At 36.7% G+C, this 21,514-nt stretch carries 23 protein-coding genes; 17 read left to right on the forward strand and 6 right to left on the reverse strand.

Annotated features, from left to right (window positions below; genetic code table 11):
• The first annotated feature begins 42 nt into the window (after positions 1-42).
• The 4 genes from E7Z78_RS03900 to fwdF all read left to right on the forward strand — a co-directional run bounded on the left by E7Z78_RS03900 (position 43) and on the right by fwdF (position 4,834).
• Positions 43-2,970, forward strand: a complete 2,928-nt coding sequence (locus tag E7Z78_RS03900) for an Ig-like domain-containing protein (protein WP_303723878.1) — start codon at positions 43-45, stop codon at positions 2,968-2,970.
• Between the two features lie 105 nt (positions 2,971-3,075).
• Positions 3,076-3,534 (forward strand): phosphopantetheine adenylyltransferase, encoded by a 459-nt coding sequence (locus E7Z78_RS03905; protein WP_303723879.1) that lies wholly within the window; start codon positions 3,076-3,078, stop codon positions 3,532-3,534.
• An 89-nt stretch (positions 3,535-3,623) separates the two neighbouring features.
• On the forward strand, positions 3,624-3,815 hold the full coding sequence (locus tag E7Z78_RS03910; RefSeq protein WP_295599042.1) for a 4Fe-4S binding protein: 192 nt from the start codon (positions 3,624-3,626) through the stop codon (positions 3,813-3,815).
• 8 nt (positions 3,816-3,823) lie between these two features.
• Positions 3,824-4,834 carry a tungsten-dependent formylmethanofuran dehydrogenase subunit FwdF gene (gene fwdF / locus E7Z78_RS03915; RefSeq protein ID WP_303723880.1) on the forward strand — a complete coding sequence of 337 codons (1,011 nt, stop codon included), beginning with the start codon at positions 3,824-3,826 and terminating at the stop codon, positions 4,832-4,834.
• A gap of 19 nt (positions 4,835-4,853) precedes the next feature.
• On the opposite strand, the gene E7Z78_RS03920 is transcribed toward fwdF, so the two are convergent.
• Together E7Z78_RS03920 and E7Z78_RS03925 are read right to left on the reverse strand one after the other, a co-directional pair.
• The gene (locus E7Z78_RS03920) at positions 4,854-5,033 is read right to left on the reverse strand and encodes a class III signal peptide-containing protein (protein WP_303723881.1); all 180 of its coding nucleotides are present in this window, start codon (positions 5,031-5,033) and stop codon (positions 4,854-4,856) included.
• Entirely contained in the window at positions 5,026-5,232 is a 207-nt protein-coding gene (locus E7Z78_RS03925; protein WP_303723882.1) for a class III signal peptide-containing protein, read from the reverse strand. Before E7Z78_RS03925 ends, E7Z78_RS03920 begins: the two co-directional genes overlap by 8 nt.
• A 183-nt stretch (positions 5,233-5,415) precedes the next feature.
• Between E7Z78_RS03925 and E7Z78_RS03930 the strand changes: the two genes are divergently transcribed.
• Both E7Z78_RS03930 and E7Z78_RS03935 read left to right on the forward strand, forming a co-directional pair.
• Positions 5,416-6,597, forward strand: coding sequence for a hypothetical protein (locus tag E7Z78_RS03930; protein WP_303723883.1), 1,182 nt, complete (start codon positions 5,416-5,418; stop codon positions 6,595-6,597).
• Positions 6,597-7,316 (forward strand): metal-dependent hydrolase, encoded by a 720-nt coding sequence (locus E7Z78_RS03935; protein WP_303723884.1) that lies wholly within the window; start codon positions 6,597-6,599, stop codon positions 7,314-7,316. Before E7Z78_RS03930 ends, E7Z78_RS03935 begins: the two co-directional genes overlap by 1 nt.
• On the opposite strand, the gene rqcH is transcribed toward E7Z78_RS03935, so the two are convergent.
• Positions 7,313-9,319, reverse strand: coding sequence for a ribosome rescue protein RqcH (gene rqcH / locus E7Z78_RS03940; protein WP_303723885.1), 2,007 nt, complete (start codon positions 9,317-9,319; stop codon positions 7,313-7,315). The genes E7Z78_RS03935 and rqcH overlap by 4 nt on opposite strands.
• Positions 9,320-9,405: 86 nt before the next feature.
• Between rqcH and E7Z78_RS03945 the strand changes: the two genes are divergently transcribed.
• Positions 9,406-9,678, forward strand: coding sequence for a hypothetical protein (locus tag E7Z78_RS03945; protein WP_303723886.1), 273 nt, complete (start codon positions 9,406-9,408; stop codon positions 9,676-9,678).
• Here E7Z78_RS03945 and E7Z78_RS03950 read toward each other — a convergent pair.
• Positions 9,673-11,493, reverse strand: a complete 1,821-nt coding sequence (locus tag E7Z78_RS03950) for a DUF2070 family protein (RefSeq protein ID WP_303723887.1) — start codon at positions 11,491-11,493, stop codon at positions 9,673-9,675. The two genes, E7Z78_RS03945 and E7Z78_RS03950, sit on opposite strands and share 6 nt — an antisense overlap.
• A 111-nt stretch (positions 11,494-11,604) precedes the next feature.
• Between E7Z78_RS03950 and E7Z78_RS03955 the strand changes: the two genes are divergently transcribed.
• The 3 genes from E7Z78_RS03955 to E7Z78_RS03965 all read left to right on the forward strand — a co-directional run bounded on the left by E7Z78_RS03955 (position 11,605) and on the right by E7Z78_RS03965 (position 13,700).
• Positions 11,605-12,126: a FumA C-terminus/TtdB family hydratase beta subunit gene (locus E7Z78_RS03955; protein WP_303723888.1), complete on the forward strand. Its 522-nt coding sequence runs from the start codon at positions 11,605-11,607 to the stop codon at positions 12,124-12,126.
• 95 nt (positions 12,127-12,221) lie between these two features.
• Complete coding sequence (locus tag E7Z78_RS03960; RefSeq protein ID WP_303723889.1) at positions 12,222-12,551, forward strand: hypothetical protein; 330 nt, start codon at positions 12,222-12,224, stop codon at positions 12,549-12,551.
• Entirely contained in the window at positions 12,552-13,700 is a 1,149-nt protein-coding gene (locus E7Z78_RS03965) for a TIGR03576 family pyridoxal phosphate-dependent enzyme (RefSeq protein ID WP_303723890.1), read from the forward strand. It abuts the gene before it with no gap.
• A 68-nt stretch (positions 13,701-13,768) separates the two neighbouring features.
• Here the strand turns inward: E7Z78_RS03965 and E7Z78_RS03970 are convergent, their stop codons facing one another.
• Together E7Z78_RS03970 and E7Z78_RS03975 are read right to left on the reverse strand one after the other, a co-directional pair.
• Positions 13,769-14,686 carry a biotin--[acetyl-CoA-carboxylase] ligase gene (locus tag E7Z78_RS03970; RefSeq protein WP_303723891.1) on the reverse strand — a complete coding sequence of 306 codons (918 nt, stop codon included), beginning with the start codon at positions 14,684-14,686 and terminating at the stop codon, positions 13,769-13,771.
• 19 nt (positions 14,687-14,705) lie between these two features.
• Entirely contained in the window at positions 14,706-16,199 is a 1,494-nt protein-coding gene (locus tag E7Z78_RS03975; protein ID WP_303723892.1) for an acetyl-CoA carboxylase biotin carboxylase subunit, read from the reverse strand.
• 64 nt (positions 16,200-16,263) lie between these two features.
• Between E7Z78_RS03975 and E7Z78_RS03980 the strand changes: the two genes are divergently transcribed.
• The 7 genes from E7Z78_RS03980 (at position 16,264) to rpsS (ending at position 21,512) form a co-directional block, all read left to right on the forward strand.
• Positions 16,264-16,896, forward strand: a complete 633-nt coding sequence (locus E7Z78_RS03980) for an METTL5 family protein (RefSeq protein WP_303723893.1) — start codon at positions 16,264-16,266, stop codon at positions 16,894-16,896.
• Positions 16,897-17,125: 229 nt separating this feature from the next.
• Positions 17,126-17,953 (forward strand): putative RNA uridine N3 methyltransferase, encoded by an 828-nt coding sequence (locus E7Z78_RS03985; RefSeq protein ID WP_303723894.1) that lies wholly within the window; start codon positions 17,126-17,128, stop codon positions 17,951-17,953.
• Positions 17,954-18,284: 331 nt separating this feature from the next.
• Positions 18,285-19,295 (forward strand): 50S ribosomal protein L3, encoded by a 1,011-nt coding sequence (gene rpl3p, locus E7Z78_RS03990; protein WP_303723895.1) that lies wholly within the window; start codon positions 18,285-18,287, stop codon positions 19,293-19,295.
• Between the two features lie 2 nt (positions 19,296-19,297).
• The gene (gene rpl4p / locus E7Z78_RS03995) at positions 19,298-20,062 is read left to right on the forward strand and encodes a 50S ribosomal protein L4 (RefSeq protein WP_303723896.1); all 765 of its coding nucleotides are present in this window, start codon (positions 19,298-19,300) and stop codon (positions 20,060-20,062) included.
• Between the two features lie 24 nt (positions 20,063-20,086).
• Positions 20,087-20,347, forward strand: coding sequence for a 50S ribosomal protein L23 (locus E7Z78_RS04000; RefSeq protein WP_303723897.1), 261 nt, complete (start codon positions 20,087-20,089; stop codon positions 20,345-20,347).
• Positions 20,348-20,360: 13 nt separating this feature from the next.
• The gene (locus tag E7Z78_RS04005) at positions 20,361-21,086 is read left to right on the forward strand and encodes a 50S ribosomal protein L2 (protein ID WP_303723898.1); all 726 of its coding nucleotides are present in this window, start codon (positions 20,361-20,363) and stop codon (positions 21,084-21,086) included.
• A 15-nt stretch (positions 21,087-21,101) separates the two neighbouring features.
• Positions 21,102-21,512: a 30S ribosomal protein S19 gene (gene rpsS / locus E7Z78_RS04010; RefSeq protein ID WP_303723899.1), complete on the forward strand. Its 411-nt coding sequence runs from the start codon at positions 21,102-21,104 to the stop codon at positions 21,510-21,512.
• The last annotated feature ends 2 nt before the right edge of the window (positions 21,513-21,514 follow it).

The following is a 21,514-nucleotide window of genomic DNA, read 5'->3' on the forward strand; positions in this document are numbered from 1 at the left end:
ATTTCGATAAAAAATAAGACATTATTGATATCTCTTGTGTTAATGTTTTTCCTAGCATTAGGAACTGTTAGTGCAACAGAATCAATCAATGTTTCAGATACAGAAGATTCAAATTTAATAAGTGACGGTGCTGATGCATTGTCCACACAAAATAAATTAGAAATTTCTAGCGAGGATTCTATCTCAGAAACTAATATAGTTAATTCTCATGATGATAATTTGGGGAGTTATCCTGATGATGAGGTGCTCAATTCCAGTGCCGATTCATATTATGAGGATAATCAAAATTTAACTTCCAATGCTGATGTAGTAGATCAGGATAATTTAACCACATCTAGTTCAAGTATCGATAGTGTTGTTTCTGTAAGTTCAAGTGATGACATGGTTGGTGCTGCTAGTTCATCCAAAAGTTCTGCTCCAGTATCTACAAAGTTAACTGTGGTAAATGCCCATTATAACAAGGCGGCCACTTACTTCAAAGTTACTTTGAAAGACGATTCAGGTAACCCTTTAAAAAATCAGAAAGTTTCTTTAAAAGTGAACAAGAAAACCTATTCCGCATATACCAATGATGAAGGTATTGCATTAATCAAGGCAGCCAGCTTGAGGGTTGGTTCATACAGCGTTATCATAAGTTATGCCGGAAGTTCAGGTTACTCTTCATCCTCACTTTCCAAGAAAGTTAAAGTGTTATCTTCTGCAGTTGGAAGTGATTTAACAAAAACTTATAGACAAACATCTAAATATAGCGTTAAATTTTGGAAAGACAATGGCGTATTGGCAAATACCCAGGTCACTTTCAAAGTAAACGGCAAGACCTACACTAAAACCACAGACAGTAACGGTGTTGCTGGCCTCAATATCAAGTTGCATGTAGGTAAGTATACAATCACTGCAATCAATCCTTATTCAGGTGAACAGGTTTCACACAAGGTCACCGTGAAAAAGGAAAAGACTGATATTGGATCAAAGGCAAAAACCTATATCCACGCTAACAAGAAAGGCTCTTTTAGCGTAACCCTTAAATCAAAACATAATGACCTGCTTAAGAATAAGAAAATCACCTTCACTTATGATGATAAGAAAGTAACCGCAAAGACTAATGCGAATGGGAAAGCTACCATAACTATTCCTGTTCTTGCTAAAGGTACCTACACAATCAACTATGAGTACGATGGTAGTGACAATTACTATTCTGATTCAGGCAGTGCAAAACTTGTTGTTGCAAAGCCAACAACAAAGTTCGAATCAAAGATTACTGTTGTTGATTACAAGGACGGATCAAAATTCAAGGTAAAACTAACCGACAGTGACGGCAAGGAGTTAGCCAATAAGCAAGTCAAGATTAAGTTCCATGGTGAAACCAAAACTTACAAGACTAACAAGAACGGTAATGTCTATGTCTCCTTAAAGGATGTTAAGCCGGGCAATTATTTGGTGAAATATTCCCATTCTACTGAAGGGGCAAAGGATTATAGTTCCGGTTCAAACAGGGTCATAATCCTTAAACTGACTGCTAAAGTAAGTGCCAGTGACTTAACAATGAAAGCCAATGACGGTTCCACTTACAAGGTGACTGTCAAGGATAAATCAGGTAAGGTCCTTAAGGACGTGACTGTCAAATCCGTCATAGGCGGCAAGCCATATCTTTACAAAACTGATGCAAATGGTGTAGCTAAGTTGAAAATTACCAATGGAGCAGGATCATATAAGATTCAAACCTATTTGGCAGACCCTTGTTACAAATCCAGTGTGGTCACTAAGACACTTCTGGTTAAGGGATACAAGTTCGTTGCTAAAAACGCTTATATCTCAGCTAATGGTAAGGCGACCTATTCAGTCAAGTTAGTCAATGAAAAGAATAATGTGGCTGCAAACAAGGATGTTGTTTTCACTTTCGATGGAAAGGACACAACTGTCAAGACAGACTCCAAAGGTATAGCTAAAGTCAGTTTAGGTGTAGTTTCTAAAGGTACTCACAACATTAAGTTCAACCATGGTTCTGCTGATGGTTCAGCAAAGATTTATGCTGTTAATAAGGTATCCCTAAAAGAAATACTTGAGGCTTCAAAGAAAGTTAAAAAGTACATTTCAGAACATGCGAAATTGCCTTCATCAGTAAAACTCGGAGATGTGTCAGTAAAGACTGCAGATTATTTATATTTGGCTTCCAAGGCTATTGTAAACTTGAAAGATGGAAGTAAAAATTCAATCTCCATTAAGATTTTAACCAATCCGTCCAGCCCTAAGGCAGCGACTGATTTAGGTTATCTGAAGGATTATCTTAGTGTTGCAAAAAGTGTTGTAAAGACCGCAGAATCTAAAGGCAAATTGCCTAACTATGTAAATTCCAAAATCGGAAAAATAGGTTACAAGGGTATTGTAAGTGCATTTGCAAAGGTACTTGTTTCATATGACAAGAAAGATAAAATGCCTTCATACATTGCTGTAAAATCCCTATCAAGTTCAACTTCTTCAGCAAAAGGAGCTATGAACATGAAAAATACAATCACTGCTTTGGCAGCATATCTTGCAGCTTCCAAGAACTGTGAAGTTAACAATGCTAAAATCAAAAAACTGGTCACAAAATTGACCAAGGATTGTAAAACCGAAAAGGAAAAGGCAAGTGCCATTTACAATTATGTAAGGGACAAGATTTCTTACAGTTTCTATTACAACACAAGATATGGTGCTGTAGGCACATTAAATGCTAAATCTGGAAATTGTGTAGATCAAGCACACTTAACTGTGGCAATGTTTAGGGCCGCAGGTCTGGCAACCAGATATGTCCATGCAAAATGTACCTTCTCAAGTGGAAACACTTTCGGGCATGTATTTGCTCAGGTATTGATTGGAAATACATGGACTGTTGCAGATACTACAAGTTCTAGAAACTCGTTAGGTAAGGTAGCTAATTGGAATACAAACACATATGTACTTGAGAGTTTTTCATCAAGTATTTCATTCTAATTATCTCCTTTTTTTAATTTTTTTAATAATTTTCTTTTTTTATAGCTAATTTTATAAAATAGTTCTAATATACATTTAATCACAAGTTAATGTTAGGACAATATCATGAATTCTAAAAAGTATAGTAAAGTGGCTGTTGGGGGAACTTTCGACAAGTTTCATGACGGTCATAAGAAATTGTTATCAACTGCCTTTGAGATAGGTGATGAAATTGAAATTGGAGTCACTTCCGATGCTTTTGGCGGTTTGAAAGGAGACATTGATTCTTGTAAAGAGAGAATGAGTAATTTAAAGTCTTTTTTTGCCGAGAGATCTAATTTTATAGTCATTCCTTTAGAAGACCCGTATGGGACAACAATTTATGATGCCGATTTTGATGCTATCGTTGTCAGCGAGGAGACTGAACCTACTGCAGTTGAAATCAATAAGATTAGAATTTCAAAAGGTATGAAACCTTTGGATATTGTTGTTGTTAGCTTCGTCTTAGCTTATGATGGAAATCCCATTTCCTCCACACGAATTAGGAGTGGTGAAATAAATCAGAAAGGGAATTTCATCGAATAATCGGAAAATATATCGATATGTTTATATATTCATTTCGATAAATATTTAATTGACATAAAAAATTTTTTTATGTAAATTGAGGTGGTTATATGGCAGTAAAAATAGACGCTGATGCTTGCGGACACATCCAAGATTGTCCAGTGCAAGGATTATGTATTAAACTTTGTGAACAAGGAGCAATCATAGAAGAAGACGGGGACGTAAAAATAGTTCCTGAAAATTGTGATGATTGTGATCTTTGCATACAAAATTGTCCAAATCAAGCCATTTCTAAAGCATGAGGGATAATATGTTTAATGTTGAAAGAGAGGGTGTAGAGCACCGTATCTTGTCATACAAAGACTCAAACTGTGTTGGCTGTGGAATATGTGTAAATGTATGTCCAACCGATTCGTTAAGATTGGGTCCTATCGTGCCTGTTGCACGTGGATTAATTGAAATGGATTTGGTTTCCTGCACTGCAGATTCTTGTGTGCTATGCGGATTGTGTTCAGTGGCTTGTCCATTTGATTCATTATCATTAACTATCGATGGCACTGATATTAAAGAAATGGATGAGTATCCTAGTTGGGATGTTGAATCAAGTGTTGATGATGAAGAATGTGTGTATTGTGGTAGATGTTATTCGGCATGTCCGAGGGATTCAATTCTCTTTGAAAGAAAGCTCCCTAATCCGGTTGATCTGGTTAGAGGAGAAATCGAAATCAATGAAGACGATTGTATTTACTGTTCTTTCTGTGCAGATATGTGTCCTGCTGGAGCTATTACAGTTAAAAATGTTCCAACATCAACAAGTGACTTGTTGAACAATTCAATTGAAGTCGACCTATCAAAATGTATTTTCTGTGGAGTTTGTAAGAGAGTATGTCCTGAAAATGCAATTAAACAAATCTGTTCTACTTGTATGTTGAGAGATGAAATTCCTGCTCCTGAAATTACTGGTGAAACATTCATTTTAGAAAGAACCTGCGTAAACTGTTCATGGTGTTCTGAAATATGTCCAGTTGATGCAATCAATATCACTAAACCATTTGAAGGTACTTTGGAATTGGTTGAAAGTGATGAAAAGGTTTGTAAAGGGGACTCATGCCACGCATGTCTTGATGTATGTCCATGTAATGCAGTAGAAATTGTTGATGGAAAATCTGTTACTAACCTGGACTTCTGTAATTTATGTGGTGCCTGTGTAAATGCATGTCCACAAAATATTAGAGTCGTGTCCAGAACAGCAATGAAATTGAATAATGTTAATTCTGAATCATGGAAAGAAATATTGGATAGTTTATTGGTTGGAAAATAGAGAGTGATACTCTCATTTTTCATATTTTATTTATTAATGAATCTTTTTCTGTTTTTAATAAGTTTTGAATGTTATTTTGTGTTTTTTCAGTTATATTAGACATATAACTTCCGACTAGAAGCACGATTATGATCAATCCTCCAACTATCAGGATTAGTTCTGCGCTTCCCTGACCCTTATTGTCTGGTTTTCTAAACATGGGTCCTGTTGTCGAGTATGGTGTTTCTCACATCAATGATGTCATCTTTTGCCTTGAGGCTGACATCACTTGTGTTCATATATGACCTATATATTGTTAATGCGAGTAGTGCAATAACAATAACTCCTCCGAATAGGAGAATGTATTCGGCGGCACCCTGGCCGGAATTTTCATTCATGAATTTTTTCAGTTTGCTCATTTTTCTCACCAATTTCATATAGGTTTTTATACTATATTAATATTACTATTTTAATAAAAAGTATTACTTAAATATTTTTTCTATCAATTTTTTCCTATTTTTTCCATTAACTTTATAAATGGTTTCGAATAAATAAAATAATAGTTAAATAATAGAGTGATAATAATTGATAAGGGTGAAAACGTGGGAAATACAATAAAATTAGTTTCAGGTTTTATTTTATTTGTAATCGGTATTCTCCTAGCATATGAAACTAGTGTCTACAACTTGATAGACATTCTCTTAATAGTCGGTGTAATCATCGCAATTGTTGGAGTGATAATAATTGTTAGCTATTTCGTAGATTCAAATGCTACCAGAACTACTGACATGATTAAAGAATTTATAGAATCTCGTGAGAATGGCTCTCCTTCATTCAAAGGATTTGATAGGAAATCCGAAGAAACTGAAGGACCTTTAAAAGTCAGAAGAGATTATAATGATTTTGATGAAATATCTTATGATGATATTGTAGTTGATGACTACCCAGACTCTTCTACAAGCGAATTTTTTGGCTCATCTTTAAAGGACAATCCAAAAGCTGTATTGAATGTTGTTCCTCAAAGTGAAAGCGAAGTTAACTTTGACAAGCAACTTGAATTTACTCCTCATTACGGCAAACCTTTAAAGGTCACAAGGTCTCCTAAAAGACGCAGTGGCGAGTACGTTCCTCAAGAAAGTCCTGAATTCATTGTTGAACCTGTCAACAAGACGGAAGAGATTCAACGTGCATTGACTGAAGAGGAACCAGTTCTTGAACCTGTTTTAGAGCCGGTTTTAGAAGCTCCAACCAAGATTGCTCCTGAAGTGCCTGCAAGGGATATCAAGATTGACGTGAACAATCCTGAAAGTTTACCAATTCCAAAATCCCTCAACAGCTACGTGCTCTCAGACACTGGTGTATTAACTTCACAGGAAGCATTTGAAAACTTGGCAGTTAATGTTAATAAGGAAATCATGCTTGAAATTCCATCATTGAAAGACTTATCAGACAGGTTTTTATCTCATGTGCCAACAATCTATTCCAGAGTGATCATCAACGAATTTGACGTTTCAGACATGTCCTACATGTTCCTGATATCTTCCCTCCTAAAACAAGGGGTACATATCAAGACCGTGCCTAAAGTGCATGCCATCAACTTGATTACTGATGATTCATATGCGATGATTATTTCAGAAGGCAGCAATGATATGGAATACGGAGCTATATACAATGACAGAAATTCCATTTCAAGCATTCGTGCCGACTTTGAAAAGACTTGGAATATTGCATCCAACCTTGATGACTCAGTTCTCATGGCTAATGCAACCGGCGGGGTAGCATAATGGAAATAAGATGGTTGGGACATTCTGCATTTGAGATAATTACCGATGACGATGTAAGAATTCTCATTGATCCGTTCATCAGCAATAACCCTACTTGTGATGTTCCGGTTGAGGAATTGAATCCGGATATAATATTACTTACTCATGGACATTCAGACCATTTCGGTGATGCATTGGAAATTTCAAACAGTACCAATGCTCCAATTGCATGTATCCATGAAATATCACTCTTTTTAGCTCAACAAGGGATAAGAAACATTAGCGTTAACATTGGTGGATCTTTCATTTTCAGAAACATTAAGTTCACAATGCTTGAAGCGAAACACTCTTCAGATATTGACATGGTTGAAGAAATCGTTCCTGGAGGCACTGCTGCAAGCTTTTTAATAACATTCGAAGACGGAACAAAGATTTATCATTGTGGTGATACTGGACTGTTCGGTGACATGAAAGACATTGTAGGTGCAATCTACAAGCCTGATGTTGTGATGGTTCCAATTGGTGACAAGTTCACTATGGGTCCTTTCGAAGCTGCACTCGGTACTATGTGGATGAATCCTAAAGTGGTCATTCCAATGCATTACAATACATTCCCACCGATAGAACAAGATCCAGCTATTTTTGCTAATTTCGTTAGTCAATTCAACCCTAACATTGATGTAGTGGTTATGAATCCTAATGAATATTTTGAATATAATCCTGAAGATTATCAGGATTAATTCCTTTCATATTTTTTTCTTTGATGATATTCTTCATCAATATCGCATTTTCCGGATGGCAACACTCTGATTATGTCATCAAGTGTTAACAGGTCATCCTCATTTATTCTTCCAATAATCTTTTTGGCAATGGCTTCTTTTTTGGTAAAGCCCGGTTTGATAACAACATAATTATCACAATGTGCCTCAACTGCCTCTATCGGCCCTGCCATTATTCTTTTTCCTTCATAGTCCACTATTCCAATAGCAAGCTTTACCCTGGCTCCTCTGATATAGTTCCTGTGTCCCCTTATCACAAATGATCCTTTTGCCAGAAACTCTCCTGCTTCTGGGGTTTTTGACACCTGGTCCGGATGGACCCAGAAGACGTCCTGGGATGTGAAGCCCATTGACCAAGCAGATGAAAATGATGCTGCAAACTCCCCGGATTCTTTAAGGATTGTGTCATTTAATTTCTGGCCGTTAAGTTTTATTGCGGTTGAAGTCGCACCGTGTATATCTGCATGCAGGTAAATGTCGTTAGGCTCAAGATATTTCTTGACAATGTTCTCATTACTGTTTGCGTCACGGCCTCCTACAACAAGGATGTTGTTTGAGCTTATGAACCATCTAAGCTTTTCATACCATTTGAGGTTCTTCTTGACCCTCTTTTTAGGCACTGCAATGTTTTCCATGGCAATGTCTTTTTTGGCCCTGATGTCTTCAAGCTGTTTTTTGGTATTTTCAATAGCTATCAATGCACCTTTGGTTTTTCTTTTAGCCTTTTTAGCTTTCTCATAGTAGTTTTCAGCATTTTCAGCTATTGTCAATTTTGGATCAATGATTAGTGATGTATCGTCAATGTTAAGTGTCAAAACACCCATCTTGTCAATGCTTTCATAAATCTGGGCTTCTGCCATTCCTTCCTTCTTGGCTTTTTTCAATGTTTTGCCAATTTCTTTGAAAGAGTAGTCGTTACTCCTTGCCTGGTTTACAACATTAATGATGTTTTCAATGGTCGGATAATTAGAATAGATAACCTCTCCTTTATGTTGGCTATCTTCAATGGTCTTGTAAAAATTATCGAGTGTTTCTTCTTGTAAATGCAATCTTTTTTCAAACTTCTTTACTTTCTTGTTCCATGCTGATTCCTTGACATTCTTTATGTCAGTGTTGACCTTTTTTGAGTAAAACTCATCGCATGCCTCATTGAATGATTCATAGTATGTTTTTTCAAAATCATCATACTTCTTGAGGTCAAGGGCAACCACATCTTCCTTTGTATCCTTCTTGACAATTTGTGGCTTGATGGATTCCTGTGTTAAACTATCGAATAATCCTTTAAACGCATTATATATTTCCACAATTTGCTCTTCTGTTATTTCACTGTTTGGAGTGTTCTTGTCAACTTCAATGTTGTCATTGGCTCTCTTGATTATCTCTTCAGCATACAAGCTTCCAAGACCGTTTTTTGCCAATGTCCTTACAGCATCGCTTTCAGGGTCTTTAAACAGTTCCTTGAACTCATCCTCAGTGACTGTCAACGGATTTATTCCACGCTCTTCCGGGAAAATGTATTCCCTTTTGGAGCTGATGTCTCTGGTACTCCAGTGTTTTCTTTTAAGAGGCAGGATGATATTGTTTTCGTCATCCAGAAGAATGATGTTTCCCTTGTCGAAGAGTTCGACGATGACAGTGTAGTACTTGTCCTTCTTGACTCTTATCTCCACAACACGATCAAAGTTGTGCTGCTTTATGCTTTCAACGTGAGCTCCTTTTATCCTTTTTCTTAAAAGCATAGGAAATGTTGGCGGGGTGGTCGGATTTTCCAATGGGTATTGGCTAGTGTGTATTCTGGAGCCACATTGCATTACCAAATCCACTCTTCCGGTTCCAGGAACATGGAATCTCATTACAACAATATCCTTAGTTGGTTGAAATGATTTGTCGACTCTAGCACCGCTCAATAAATTATTCAATTCATTACTTACTGTATAAATGTCTACATTAGACATGGATTTCATAGTTTAACACCTTATTTAATCAATACTTTAATATATTATAATAACTAAAATTATATTAATCTATTTAATTTACATGGAGGATATGAATGGACATAACTATTAAAATTACAAGTATTCACATTGTTTTTGGACTTATCGCTGCATTGGTTTCAGCTGCCCTCTCCTTAGGTTGGTTAGGATTCAAAAATGATGTATTTGCATTCTTTGTAGCAGTAATTATTCTATATTTCGTTGGTCAATTTTGTCAAAAGATTGCTGGAGATGAAATTTCCGGATTCTCCCAATGGTTATGGGACGGAATTGCACCGTTTTACTTCACCTGGGTTATTGCATACACATTATTTGTAATGTACCTATAATCCACCAAAGAATATCCATATAAATACTATTAATAATGCTGTGATAAGCAAGACTGGAGCTATAATCTTACTGACCGCAACCACTGAGCTGATTGTTGATATTAATTCGGTTGAATTCTTCGGACCGAAAGTGTTGAGATTCTCAATTTTATTAGTTCCAGTTCCAACTTCTACTTTTTCTAAGTCTTTAATGGCTTCATTGATACTGATTTTTACATATTCAATTATTTCAGGTCTTTTTGCAATTCCAATTGGATTGTATCCTCTTGAAAGTGTGTTCACTGTATGTGTGTCTGTTGTCATTACCTCAATCTCATCTATTTCCAGATCACTTACAGCATCGATAATCTCTTGCCTGAATCCTATTTCCATATTGTTGGAATCGAATAGGACATAAGCTGTTCTTTGGCCTGCAACTTCAATGACCATGGTTTTTATTCCGCTTTCACCAATTCCCTCATGCTTGTCAAGGTCTCCCATAGTGTCCTCGTAGCATCCGACCCTGATTTCATGGGTTTCCTGGTTAGGGTCTATCTTGTCGATAACGTCAATCAGTTGGAAAACCTCAGAATTTCCAGGCAGAACCTCTCCGCTTTCCGGAGTGAAGGAGTTATGACAGTCAACAATGATTGAGTCCTCAACACTGCATTTGCTTCTGCTTTGAGCCATCATGGTAAGTCCCACACCGAATTCAATGTCGTCAACCGCTTCAGGTGCAAATGTGGAAAGTATCACCATTCCTTTGTTGAAGAATTGCACACCAATGTTTGCCTTTTTGGAGTTGTATCTTACGAATCGGCTTGCATTTTCAGAGTATTCCACTCTTTCAAGGCCATCTTTCACTGCATCTTCTATCTTGTCAATTTCAGACACTGCAATCGGGTTGAAGTCATGTGTTGACGGACCATGAGCAACCATTGTGAAATGGTCGAATTTATTTGCAAGAATGGTTGGCATGTTTGAGCCTCCAATGTCTCCCAATGGACCTGGATGCACGCATGGGGATATGAAAAGTGCCTTAATTCCATTCTCGCCCTTGAAACTGACGAATGATACAAGGGTATCGATTGCCTCACTCATGTTTTCAAAAAGTCCCTCAAGTGAGTTTGATCCCTCATTCATATGTGCAATAAACAGGCTTAGCAAATCAAGAACCCCAATTCCCAGATTTTTCTTGAATGGGGAAGCAATAACTGTAATGAATGCATAAATGGCTAAAACGAATATTATGGAAGCCACCAGTGTCTTGAATATTACCTGAATGAGAACAGGTCCCATGAAACTGGTGTCGATAAACAGGAAGGATATGAGAATGTACATTGTCGCAATGAGCACTGGCTGAATGAATCCTGTTATGGCAGCTACAGTGAATCTGACTTTGGATGTGGCCCAGAAGACCAATGTGTTGAATCCATACACTATAACCAATCCGAATAATGCTGAATTGACAAAAATGTCAACATTCAGGATTCTGGAGACAACGCAGCCTCCAAGGATAAAGATTCCTAATATAAACATTGAAAGTCCTGACAGGAACATTGAATGCTTGATTTTCAAATTTATTCCATGAAGTGACTTTATCACCTGCTGATTCAGCGCTCCGCTCATGATGGAAGCGACACCCAAGACCATAAATCCGAATAATCCTCCATATATGAAATCGAGTATAATTCCTTGGTTTGGCACTAAATCAATTAAGTAATAAGTACTACCGATTAAAAAACTTATTATTAATATTCCAATTATTGTAAATTTGGTTTTTGGCAGGGTTTTGATGTATTTTGATAGTCCTGCCACACTGCTCATACTTGACATGTTTTCTCCACTTAATTTTTTTAGCCATTAAATTTATAAAATCTAAAAATTTTATATATTTATAGGTTAGTTTTATTAATAAATAAATTTTTACAAAATAAGGTGTAATAAATGGAAAAAAAGTTAAATGTTCCCATTAAAGATGATGATTTAAAAGAGTTGAATGCAGGCGATGTTGTATATTTGACAGGTAACATTATAACCGCACGTGACCAGGCACACAAAAGAATTATCGAACAAGGCGCACCATTGGACATTACCGGTGCAGTGCTTTTCCATGCAGGACCGATCATAACCGAAAAGGATGATGGCTATGAGATGGTAGCAGTTGGACCTACAACATCAATGAGAATGAATCCGTATCAGGCAGACGTATTGGATATGGGTCCTAAAATCGTCATAGGTAAAGGTGGAATGGACGATACAGTCAGGGAAGCATTAATCAGAAATGAGGCATTGTATGTCGTTGCAACCGGTGGATGCGCTGCATTGTACGTTGATGCCGTTGAAGAGATAGAAAGCGTTGACTGGCTGGACCTTGGAATGCCTGAGGCAATGTGGAACCTGAAAGTAAAGGATTTCGGACCACTTATAGTTGCCATGGACTGTCACGGCAAAAGTTTGTATGATTGATGGGACACATAAGAAATACTTATATATGAATTAATTTATAGTATATTTAAATTATTATTACTGAGGTAATTTGAAAAATAGAGAGAGTGTTTTTAATGGCTACTATTGAAGAAACTGCAGAAAAGAAGTTAAAATCAAGAATGACTAAAATTAGAAAGTGTAACAGAGAACCTGAAGAAAAAGAAAAGTTTTCTCAAAAATTCGGTACTACTTTTAGAATTGAATTCCAAAACAAAAATCCTGAAAAACTACTTGATGATATTAGTATTATCACTAATCCTGACGGAAAGGTCCTATTCGCTGAATACAATTACATGATTCCTGAAACTGAAGAATTCACTTCAGTTGACATCACAGAAAAACAATTAAAATCAATCATTGAGTTCTTTGAAGATTATAAATTACAATTGGATGACTCTGATTAGATGATAATTGAAAGTTCCCTTGATGAGGTCAAGAAAAGAGAAAAGGCTCTTTTGATTATAAGGGATATTGTTGAAAATAATGGACGAGAGTCCTTATATGATTTAACTGGACTATCAGGTGGATTCATAGCCAGTCCATCTGAGTTAAGTCTTTTGGAGACTTATGTTGGTCCTGCTATTTTTGAAGATGCCCTTCAGGAAGTTGGCATTGAGCATATGGGTGGAGAAAAGATTCTCCCATTGAACAGAACTTCCTCAGGTATTTTGGCCACTATTTTAGCATTGGTTGGGAAAGGCACTAATGTTGTACATTACCTTGAACAGTTGCCGGCCCATCCGTCAATACCTCGCAGCTGCAAGCTTGTTGGGGCGAATTATTTTGAAACTGATGTTTTTGAAGAGTTCACAATACCAGATAACACTTCACTGGTTGTCATCACAGGTTCCACAATGGACCTTAAGGTTATTGATGAGGATGAGTTTCGAAAAGTCATTGAAATGGCGCATGAGAAAAACATTCCGGTCATGGTTGATGACGCTTCAGGAGCAAGGCTCAGGACAGTTGTGTTCAATCAGGCCCGTGCATGTGATTTGGGAGCAGACATTGCAATAACAAGTACTGATAAGCTGATGCCAGGTCCAAGGGGTGGACTTATGGCTGGTCGTGAGGATTTGATTGACCTGATTAAGGTTAAGGTAAATCAGTTCGGCCTTGAGGCGCAACCTCCTGTTGTGCTTGCGATGCTTAACGGTATCAAGAACTTCAGCGGTGAAAATCTAATCAAAAGCTTTTCAAGAAAAGATGAGTTTTTCGATATCCTGGACAAGAGATTCAATAACTTCCAAAAGACACCTAACGGTGTGTTGATTTCTCCTGAAGGATTGTCTAGGGAAATCGATGTTGACCATAACCTGTCTGACAATGACTTGGCGTTTGTATTGTCATTCATTCTGCTTGAAGATTATGGAATAATAACAATTCCTGCCGTTGGAATGCCTGGTGCATCTGCCACAATAAGGTTCGACCTGTCAACAAATGATGCGTTCAACATGGATTTGAATGATCTGGGCAAAAAAATAGAATCTTCATTCGATAAGTTGCTTAGTGTGATTGGTGATGAAGATAAATGCAGGGAAATAATATTTTAAATCTTTTTTTTTAAAATTAGAATAGAGGATGTATGAATGTTATACTATGATAGTATAACATCATGAATTTAGTTTTTTATAATACATTCTCCAGAAATTACTTTTTCTAAGGTTCCGTCAATTTTTTCAACTATTAGAGCACCTTCCCTGCCGATACCTACAACATATGCGTCATAGTTCTTGTTGAACGGTTCTCTAACTTCCACGATTTTACCGACACTGTATGAACGTTTTCTCCAATCCTTGAGAATGCTTTCATAGTTTTCTTCGGTAAATTCTTTACTGATTTTTTCAAATTCTTCAAGGAATAGTCTGATTAAAACGTTTTCATCTTCTTTTCTTCCAAGCTCTTCTGCAATAGTGGTTGTTCCATTTTGCAATTCTTCTGGGAAGTCTGAGATGTCAATGTTTGCATCAATTCCGACACCGATAATCACGCTTTCGATGGTGTTGAACTTGGTTACAGCTTCGGTAAGGATTCCGCAGACCTTCTTGTCATGTATCATGATGTCATTTGGCCATTTGATTTCGGAGGTTGTGATTCCGGTTCTTTCAATTGCCTTTGCAACTGCAACGCCTGTTGCTATTGTTATTAAAGGAAGTTTTGAATAATCAACATTAGGTTTCACAATAATGGATAGCCATACTCCACCAATTGGAGATTCCCATGCTTTTCCGGATCTTCCTCTTGCTGCGGTTTGCTTTTCGGATATGACTACGCTTCCGCTTTCAGCATCGTTCATTGCCAGGAATTTGGCAACTGTGTTTGTGGAGCTCACTTCATTGAAAACGTATAGGTTTTTACCCACCCATTCAGTGTCTAAATCTTTAGAGATTTCAGAAGCTTTAATATGTTCAGTAGGTTTTTTTCCAATCTCTTCAACCAAGTTTGAAAAGTCATGGATGTTAATGTCCTTAAGTTCATTAATTGTTTCCTCGGAAAGTTTGTCTTCCTTTTTCAATAGTTTGATAATTTCATCTCTCATTTAAAAATCTCCAAAAATTTTATTTCTTTTGCATTTGTTGATTTTTAGCCATGTTCTGGTATGATCCGACTGCAGCGGAAATTGCAGCAATCTTTTTACCTGGCATGAATGTGGATTTCATCTTGTTTACAAGTTCAAGGTCTTCAGCAATAACGTTAGCCATTTCCTCTTCAATACCTTTCTTGTAGGTGTCGATGAAGTGGGTGTTGAGGTTACCTGAAACGAAGTTAGGGTTTCTCAAAACAGCCTTGTGGAATGGGATTGTGGTTTTTACACCTAAGATGATGTATTCGCTCAATGCCCTTTTCATTCTGTTGATTGCATCGTCCCTGTTTCTTCCATAAGTGATTAATTTTGAAATCATTGAGTCATAGAATGTTGGAATGGTATAGTTCATGTAGACTCCACTGTCTAAACGCACACCAGGTCCTCCAGGTGATCTGTAACCTGTGATTTTGCCAGGGTTTGGTGCGAAGTCGTTAAGTGGGTCTTCTGCGTTGATACGGCATTCGATTGCATGACCTGTTACTTGAATGTCTTTTTGTTCGTAGCTTAACTCGTCACCGTTTGCGATTTTGATTTGCTCTTTTATCAGGTCAGTGTTGGTGACCAGTTCTGTGATTGGGTGCTCTACCTGGATACGTGTGTTCATTTCAAGGAAGTAGTATTCGCCGTTGTCGTATAAGAATTCAACTGTTCCTGCACTTTTGTATCCAATGTATTCTGCAGCTTTAACTGCGCTTCCGCCCATTTCTTCTCTTAATTCTTCTGTCATGATTGGGGAAGGAGCTTCCTCAAGAAGCTTTTGGTGTCTTCTTTGGATTGAACATTCCCTGTCTGCTACGTGAATGACATTTCCATGTTCGTCAGCCAATAATTGGAATTCAATGTGACGTGGTTTTTCAAGGTATTTTTCAATGAATACTGTTGAATCACCGAAGTTGGTGGATGCTACTGATTGGGTTGACTCGATTGCACGTACAAGTTCATCCTCTTCGTAAACTGCACGCATACCGATTCCTCCACCACCTGCTGATGCCTTTACGATTACAGGGTATCCTATTTGGCGGGCAATCTCTTTTGCCTCTTCAATGTCTGTTACTCCTTCAGGTGTTCCTTCTATTACTGGTACTCCTGCTTTTTTCATAAGGGCTTTTGATGTGATTTTGTCACCCATCTTGTTGATCACATCTCCGGTTGGTCCGATAAGCTTAATTCCATTTTTTTCACATTCTTCACCAAATTTAGCGTTTTCAGCTAAAAAACCATATCCTGGGTGAATTGCATCTGCACCGGATTCCAATGCAATGTCAATAATTTTTTCAATGTTTAAATATGATTTTGCTGGGGAAGGGTTTCCGAGAGGATAACTTTCATCAGCATAATTTGTGTAAAGAGATGTTTTGTCTGCATCAGAGTAGATTGCCACGCTTTTGATGTCGAGTTCACGACAAGCACGCATTACTCTGATAGCGATTTCTCCTCTATTTGCAATTAATACTTTTTCAAACATTTGAAACCTCAAAGTAATTTATTCATTATATAATTATATACTAAATAATTTAAATATTTTATTAATGAAAAAAATAACTCGTAAAAAGCATTTGGAAATGAGGCTTCAGTCAATTCCGACTCATCCGAAACCGAAGGTTGGCCTTGAACAGTACACCACCCCTTCTGTCATTGCTTCCGACTTGATTTGGAATGCGTATTCATTGGGGGATGTTGAAAACAGAAACATTGTTGATTTGGGCTGCGGCACAGGTGTATTTGCAATAGGCTCAGCACTTATGGGGGCTAATCTCTCAGTTGGTATAGATGTCGATGAGGATTCAATAGACTTGGCGATGGAGGTTAAGGATAAGCTGAAAGTCGACAATGCAGATTTCATTGCATGTGATATCTGTGAATTTGATGAACCCTTCGATGCAGATACTGTGTTTCAAAACCCTCCCTTCGGATCACAGAAAAATGCCGATTCCGGCCAGGATTTAAAGTTCATACAAAGGGCAATCAGATTTGATCCTCAAGTATTGTACTCTTTCCACATGGCATCTACAGAAGAGTTTTTGATAAAATACTATAATGACAATAATCTTGAAATAACCCATATTTTCAGGTATAAATTTCCAATTCCGAAAATCTATGATTTTCACACAAAAGAAAAGCGTGATGTTGATGTTATTGTCATAAGGGCCGAACTAAAATAATTTATTTTTTTAAAATTCTCATTTTTAACCCTAAAAAACAATACCTTTATATAGTGGATTGCACATATTTTATATTAATATATTCTCTGAGTATAAAAAAGTTGGTAGCAAAATGAAGCTACAGATATTATAACTGATATAATATTTTGTAAATGTGTAAGTCTATTTAGTGATAGCTATATAAATGTAGGGTAATCTTTATATAGTTTACATGCCAAATGTATTACTAATGTATAAAGATGAGCTATCTATATTTATTCCAAACTCATTTCTTTCTGAGTCTAAAGATCTTAAAATTCGTACTTATAAAGTGGGAATTATAGCAAGAGCTTTAGCTATTTTTAAAGCAGATAATGTGATTATCTACAATGATACTCACGAAAAAAACGAAGATGGGAAAGAGGATGGAGCTTTTATTGCAGAAGTTTTGAATTATATGAATACACCTCAATACTTGAGGAAACAAGCTATTCCTATTAAGGCAGAACTTAAGCATGTGGGCATCCTTCCGCCGCTTAGGACTCCTCATCATCCTGTTAATAGTCAACCAGACGTGGGTGATTATAGACAAGGTTTCACTGTTAAAAGAAATAAGAAAGGAACTTATGTTGATATAGGTATGGATAAACTTGCATTCTGTAAAGAGCAACTTACAGTCAAGAAAATTTTTGACTTTAAGATTACTAAAATTGCTAAGAAAGAAGTAATAGTCACACCTGATAAACCAGATGACGTTTACTGGGGATACAAAGTGATCTCCTCTAATAAGAGTCTTAAAAATAGCTTAAAATTAATTAAACCTGATCTTGTTGTGGAAACTACAAGATACGGAGATTATATTGATTCTATTTTTGATGAATTAAAGCATAAAGTAGATGAATGTAAAAGTATTGCTATTTTATTTGGTGGCCCTTATTCTTCAATTTCAGAAGATGTTTCCAATCCAAACTGGGATTTATTTAAGGTAAATACCCTTCCTGGACAAGGAACTGAAACTGTTAGAACTGAAGAGGCAGTTGTCGCTACACTTTCTTTATTTAACTTTATGAGATTTTAATTCTCTTTATAACTTATTAGTTTTACACGCTAATAGATAACTTGCTCAACTTTTTATACAGATTATATTTTTAGGACTCCCTAGAAATATGCTTAGCACAGAATGATTTATACATTGAATATATTCTTCATTGTGCTCCAATTTGGCTAAACTCAATGGAATATATTGTGATTTAATGTTTATCTAGTTATAAACTTGTTTATGGCTATTTATCATTTAGATGAATTTATTTCATCAAAACTTGTTTAATGGCTTTTAATTAAGCTGTTAATTCAAAAAAATTAAAATAATTAAAAAATAAGGAAAAATATTAATAAGGAGGTTAAATTAAATGGTTAGACATCATCAGCCAAGAAAAGGGTCTGTTGCTTTTAGTCCAAGAAAAAGAGCAGCAAAAGAAACCCCTAGAGTAAAATCTTGGCCAAAATCAGATGAACCAAAATTACTAGGCCTCGCAGGTTATAAAGTCGGTATGACTCACGCTTTAGTCACTGATACTGATAAAAACTCTCCAACCCAAGGTATGGAAGTTTTCACTCCAGTAACCGTATTGGAAGTACCTCCGGTCGTAGTAATGGGAATTAGAGCTTATGAAAAAACTTCTCGTGGTTTGAAAGTAATCACCGAAGTACTTGCAGACAATTTAGATCAAGAACTTTCCAGGAAGATTTCCCTTCCTAAAGAATACAATAAATCTGAAGCTATTGCAAAAATACAAGGTGCATTAGAAAACACAGAAGAAATTAGAGTCTTAGTACACACAAATCCAAAAGTAACTAGCGTACCTAAGAAGAAACCAGATATATTTGAATGTGGAATTGGAGGAGCAAATCCTGAAGAAAAATTAAATACCGCATTAGAATTATTAGGTAACGAAGTAAAAGCTAGTGAAATCTTCAATGAAGGCGAATTTGTTGATGCAATTGCAACTACAAAAGGAAAAGGATTCCAAGGTGTAGTAAAAAGATGGGGAATTAGAATTCAATATGGTAAAGCTGTAAGAGCAGGTAAAGGAAGACACGTCGGTTCCATTGGTCCTTGGACACCAAGAAGAACCATGTGGACTGTAGCTCAAGCAGGTCAAATGGGTTACCACAAAAGAACTGAATTCAATAAAAGGATTTTAAAAATCGCATCAGCTGATGAAGTTGACCAAATCAACCCAGATGGTGGATTTGTAAAATACGGACTTGTCAAAAACGATTATGTCTTAGTTAAAGGTTCCTTACCAGGTCCTTCCAAAAGATTAGTAATCTTAAGACAACCTATAAGACCTAATAATAAAGCTGAGGATATACCTCAAATCAACTACATTAGTACAAAATCTAAACAAGGGGTATAATCATGAAAGTTAATGTTTATTCTATTAATGGGGAAGTCAAAGAAGAAATTGAACTTCCAGCTATTTTTGATGAAGTGTACAGACCAGATTTAATCAAAAGAGCAGTGCTCTCTGCACAATCTGCTAGAGTACAACCATGGGGTAATGACCCAATGGCAGGTAAAAGAACTTCCGCTAAAGGATGGGGTTCAGGTAGAGGTACCGCAAGAGTTCCTAGGATTAAAAATGGTTCAAGAGCAGCTTTCGTACCAATGGCTATCGGTGGTAGACAAGCACACCCTACAAGAGCTGAAAAGAATCATCATGAAAAAATCAACATAAAAGAAAGAAGATTTGCAATCAGATCTGCTGTTGCAGCAACCACCAACAAAGAGATTGTTGAAAACAGAGGTCACGTTGTAGATGATTTAGCTCAAGTGCCTATCATTGTTGAAGATGATATTGAAGAAGTAAAAACTACTAAACAAACTCGTGAAATCTTTGAAAAATTAGGAGTTTACGATGATATCATCCGTGCTAAAGAAGGTAAAAGAATCAGAGCTGGTAGAGGTAAAACAAGAGGAAGAAAATACAAAAAAGTAAAAGGGCCTCTCGTTGTAGTCGGTGAAGACAAAGGAATTTCCTTAGGTGCAAGAAACCACGCTGGTGTAGATGTTGTGGTTGTTGAAAACCTAAACGCTGAATTATTAGCACCAGGTACTCACCCAGGAAGACTCACAGTCTATACCAAATCAGCTGTTGAAAAGTTAGGAGGTTTATTCCAATAATCTTGGATAAATAAGGTGATTATTATGGATTCATATTCAGTTATTATTAAACCTCATGTTACTGAGAAGACCATGAACTTAATCGATTTAAATAATGAGATTGCATTCGTTGTCGACCGTAAAGCTAACAAAAAACAAATCAAATACGCTTTCGAAGACTTATACGAAGAAAAAGTAGAAAGAGTCAACACTCACATTACTACTAAAGGTGTTAAAGTAGCATATATCAAACTTGTTGAAGAAGAAATGGCAGAAGAACTTGCTGTCAGATTAGGAGTATTCTAAGGAGGAATGAAATATGGGAAAACGATTAATCCACCAAAGAAGAGGAAGAGGAACTCCTGCTCACCGTGTTGCTTCTCATCGTTTTAAAGATAAAATCAAATACAGATCTTACGATGCATTAGAAAAAGAAGGTAGTATCAAAGGTAAAGTCATTGACATTGTTCACGACCCAGCAAGAACCGCTCCAATTGCAGAAGTTAAATTTGAAAACGGTGAAAGGAAATTCATCTTAGCACCAGAAAGCATTCAAGTTGATGATGAAATCGAATGCGGTATTTCTGCTCCTATCAAATTCGGTAATACTTTACCACTTGCTGAAATTCCTGAAGGTACTCCAATCTATGATATCGAAAACACTCCTGGAGATGGAGGTCGTTTTGTAAGATCTTCCGGAACTTACGCTAATGTTGTTACTCATGATGCTAACCAAACTGTTGTTGAATTACCATCTGGGGAATTAAAATACTTAAATCCTAACTGCCGTGCTAGTATTGGTGTAGTAGCTGGTGGAGGAAGAAAAGATAAACCATTCCTTAAAGCAGGTAAAAAATGGCATGCTTACAAAGCTAAAGGTAAGAAATTCATGACTGTAAGAGGAGTAGCTATGAACGCTGTAGATCACCCTCACGGGGGAGGTAACAGACAACATCCTGGTCGTCCAACTACTGTTTCAAGACATGCACCACCAGGAAGAAAAGTTGGTTCAATTGCAGCTAAGAGAACAGGTTTAAAAAGATAGATAGAGGGTGTTTCATTGGCAAGAAAAATATTTAAATATAAAGGTTATACTCTTGAAGAACTTCAAGCAATGTCCTTAGAGGAAGTAATGGAATTACTCCCTGCAAGACAAAGAAGATCTTTAAAAAGAGGATTCTTACCAAGACAACAAATTGTTTTGGATAAAATGAGAAAATTGAATAAAGAAGGAACTAAAGATGGCCGTCCTGTTGTAATCAGGACCCATTGTAGAGACATGATTGTTATACCTGAAATGGTTGGAACCACTTTCGGTATTTATGATGGTCAAAACTTTGTGGAAGTAACTATTGCACCTGAAATGATCGGACATTATTTCGGTGAATACGCACCAACCAGAAAAATGGTTCAACACGGAGACCCAGGTATGGGTGCTACAAGATCATCCATGTTTGTACCACTTAAATAAGG

Origin of the sequence: Methanobrevibacter thaueri (genome assembly GCF_015062915.1) — an archaeon.
Taxonomy (GTDB): Archaea; Methanobacteriota; Methanobacteria; order Methanobacteriales; family Methanobacteriaceae; genus Methanocatella; species Methanocatella thaueri_B.